The sequence below is a fragment of the Halomonas sp. BM-2019 genome (assembly GCF_017584085.1).
Genome location: NZ_CP071922.1, coordinates 2,934,382 through 2,937,642, shown reverse-complemented (window position 1 = coordinate 2,937,642; position 3,261 = coordinate 2,934,382). Strand labels below are relative to the sequence as shown.

The window sequence follows — 3,261 nt, the reverse complement described above, 5'->3', positions numbered from 1 at the left end:
ATCCCCGACCCCCTTCCCCTGCTCGACAGCGTCGCCGCGGAGCGTGCCGTGCGGCGCCTCGACCGCCTGACCAAGCCGCCGGGCAGCCTGGGGCGCCTGGAGCGCCTGGCCGTGGAGCTGGCGGCGATCCAGGGGGAGGCGCTGCCGCGGGTCGCGCCACCCGCCATGCTGGTGTTCGCCGCCGACCACGGGGTGGCCGTCGAGGGCGTCTCGGCCTTTCCCCAGAGCGTGACCGCCCAGATGGTGGCCAACTTCGCCACCGGCGGCGCGGCCATCAACGTCTTCGCCCGCCAGCACGGCGCCCGGCTCGAGGTGATCGACGTGGGCGTGGCCACCCCGCTGCCCGAAGCGCTGGTCGGCCACCCGCGACTGGTGAACGAGCGGATCCGAGCCGGCACCGCCAATCTGCTCGAGGGCGACGCCATGGGCCGCGACGAGGGGCTGGCGGCCATGGCGGCGGGGGTGCGCGGCGCCGAGCGCGCCGCGGCGGCGGGCTGCCGCAGCCTGATCGTCGGCGAGATGGGCATCGCCAACACCACCGCCAGCAGCGCCCTGCTGGCCGCGCTGACCGGTAAGCCGGTCGCCGGGCTGGTGGGGCCGGGCACCGGCATCGACGCCGAGCGGCTCGCCCACAAGCAGGCGGTGATCGAGCGTGCCCTGGCGGCGCGCCGGCCGGACCCGGCGGACCCGCTGGACGCCCTGGCCAAGGTGGGCGGGCTCGAGATCGCCGCCATGGCCGGGGCTCTGCTGGGGGGCGCGCGCCAGCGCCTGCCGCTGATCGTCGACGGCTTTATCGCCACGGTGGCGGCGCTGGTGGCCTGCCGGCTGCGGCCGGGCCTGCGTGACTTCCTGATCTTCGGTCACCGCTCCCGGGAGCCCGGCCATGACCTGGCGCTGCGGGCCCTCGATGCCCGCCCGCTGATCGATTTCGAGCTGCGCCTGGGCGAGGGCACCGGGGCGGCGCTGGCCTTTCCGCTGCTCGACTCCGCCTGCCGCCTGCTGGCGGAGATGGCCACCTTCGACGACGCCGGCATCGACGCGGCGAGGGTCGATGGCTGAGCCGCTGTCGCTGGCCCTGCTCGGCCTGGTGCTGGCCGCCGTGGCGCTGGATCTCGCCATCGGCGACCCGCGGCGGCTGCCCCACCCGGTGGTGGGCATGGGGGCGGTGATCGCTCGGCTGGAGCGCGCCTGGAACCATGGCAGCCCGCGGGCGCGGCGGGCCAGGGGGGCGCTGATGACGGCCCTGGTGGTGGTGGGCAGCGGCGGCCTGGGCCTGGGCGGCGATCGCCCTGCTGGCGCGGCTCCATCCCGGGCTGGGCTGGCTCGCCGAGGGGTGGCTGCTGGCCAGCTGCCTGGCCATTCGCGGCCTGCGTGACGCCGCCCTGGCGGTGGCCGCGCCGCTGGCCCGGGGCGATCTCCCTGGGGCCCGGGCGGCCCTGGCGATGATCGTCGGCCGCGACACCGAGGGGCTGGAGGAGGCCGAGGTGACCCGTGCCGCGGTGGAAACCGTGGCCGAGAACACGGTGGACGGCATCACCGCGCCGCTGTTCTTCGCGCTGCTGGGGGGCGCCCCCCTGGCGCTGGCCTACAAGGCGGTGAACACCCTGGACTCCATGGTGGGCTACCGCAGCGAGCGCTACCGCGACTTCGGCCGGGCCTCGGCGCGGCTGGACGACGCCGCCAACTGGCTGCCGGCGCGGCTCACCGCCCTGACCCTGTGGCTGGGCGCCCGATGCCTGGCCTGGCGGGGCCGGGGGGTCCACCTCAGCGGGGCGCTGGCCGCCACCCGGCGCGAGGCGCCGCGCCACCCCAGCCCCAACAGCGGCTGGCCCGAGGCCATGGTGGCCAACCTGCTCGGCGTGCAGCTCGGCGGCACCAACCGCTACCGCGGCGAGATCTCCGAGCGGGCGCGGCTCGGCGCCCCCCGCGAACCGCTTCGCCACGCCCATATCGGCGGGGCCATTCGGCTGATGCACGGCGGCTGGGCGCTCTTCCTGCTGCTGCTGGCGCTGCCGGTGGCGCTCCTGGGGTGGCTGCCATGAGGAACCCTGATACCAGCGGCGAGCGCTCCCGGGAGTGGCCCCGGCACGGCGGCCAGCCCGGGCCGCTGCTGACCCGCTTCGGGCTGGCGCCGGACACGCCCCTGCTGGACGCCAGCGCCAACCTCAATCCCCTGGGGCCGCCGGCCTGGCTCGCCGGCTGGCTGGCGCAGCGACTGCAGCGGCGGCCCCTGGCACTCGCCGGCTACCCCGATCCCGAGTACCGCGAGGCGCGCGAGGCCATCGCCGCCGAGGAGGGGGTGGCCCCCGAGCAGGTGCTGCTGACCAACGGCGGCGCCGAGGCGATCTTCCTGGCGGCTGCCCTCCAGGCCCGGGAGCGGCCGGGCTCCCTCGCCGCCATCGTCCAGCCCACCTTCGCCGAATATGCCCGGGCCTGTGCGGCCCATGGGCTGCCGATCCGCTCGCTCTCCCTGGCGCCGCCCGCTTTCGACCTCGACGTCGAGGCCATCGCCGCGGGGCTGGGGGAGGCGCGGCTGCTCTTCCTGTGTCGTCCCAACAACCCGACGGGCACCCTGGTGCCGCGGGCCGATATGGAGCGGCTGCTCATGCTCACCGCGGCACGGGGCATCACCCTGGTGGTGGACGAGGCCTTTATCGACTTCGTCGGGGGAGAGACTGAGGATGGTGACGAGGCACTGACCCCGCTGCTGGCGCGCTTCGATCACCTGGTGCTGCTGCGCTCGCTGACCAAGCGCTACACCCTGCCGGGGCTGCGCCTGGGCTATCTGCTGGCCGATGCCGAGACGGTGCACCGTGCCGCCGCCTGCCAGCCCGCCTGGAGCGTCAACGGCCTGGCCGCGGCCCTGGTGGCGCCGCTGCTGGCGGATGGCGACTTCGCGCGGCGTAGCCGGACCTGGCTCGCCCTCGAGCGGCCGCGGCTGGCGGCGGGCCTCGAGGCGCTGGGCCTCGTGGTGGTGCCGAGCCGGGCCAACTTCTTCCTGGTGCGCCACCCGGCGGGGCAGGAGGCGACCCGTCGCCTGCTGCCGGCGCTGCTGCGCCGCGGCGTGCTGGTGCGCCATACCGAATCCTTTGCGGGGCTCGACGGCGGCTGGCTGCGCCTTGCGCTGCGCGACGCCGCGGACAACGACCGGCTGCTGGCGGCCCTGGCCGGGGCCCTGACGGAGGCCCAGGAGGAGGGCGCCGGGGGAGGGGCGTCATGATCGCCTTCGTCGGCGGCGGCGCCCGCTCCGGCAAGAGCCGC

Annotated in this window: 5 protein-coding genes; all 5 read left to right on the top strand. The window is 76.1% G+C overall.

Features of this window, described 5'->3' with window-relative positions:
* Entirely contained in the window at positions 1-1,059 is a 1,059-nt protein-coding gene (gene cobT, locus J5F18_RS14680) for a nicotinate-nucleotide--dimethylbenzimidazole phosphoribosyltransferase (RefSeq protein ID WP_346299313.1), read from the top strand.
* Positions 1,052-1,375, top strand: coding sequence for a cobalamin biosynthesis protein (locus tag J5F18_RS14675; protein WP_346299312.1), 324 nt, complete (start codon positions 1,052-1,054; stop codon positions 1,373-1,375). Before cobT ends, J5F18_RS14675 begins: the two co-directional genes overlap by 8 nt.
* A complete protein-coding gene (gene cbiB, locus J5F18_RS14670; RefSeq protein ID WP_346302244.1) occupies positions 1,284-2,042 on the top strand; it encodes an adenosylcobinamide-phosphate synthase CbiB in 759 nt (252 codons plus the stop codon). The genes J5F18_RS14675 and cbiB overlap by 92 nt, the downstream gene beginning before the upstream one ends.
* A complete protein-coding gene (gene cobD / locus J5F18_RS14665) occupies positions 2,039-3,220 on the top strand; it encodes a threonine-phosphate decarboxylase CobD (protein WP_346299311.1) in 1,182 nt (393 codons plus the stop codon). The genes cbiB and cobD overlap by 4 nt, the downstream gene beginning before the upstream one ends.
* A partial coding sequence (locus tag J5F18_RS14660) for a hypothetical protein (protein ID WP_346302243.1) occupies positions 3,217-3,261 on the top strand: 45 nt, incomplete at its 3' end. The genes cobD and J5F18_RS14660, both read left to right, overlap by 4 nt.

Bases quoted from the DNA above. Each gene is read 5' to 3' on its own strand.
- J5F18_RS14675 (WP_346299312.1), top strand. From the start codon at position 1,052: ATGGCTGAGCCGCTGTCGCTGGCCCTGCTCGGCCTGGTGCTGGCCGCC.
- cobD (WP_346299311.1), top strand. From the start codon at position 2,039: ATGAGGAACCCTGATACCAGCGGCGAGCGCTCCCGGGAGTGGCCCCGG.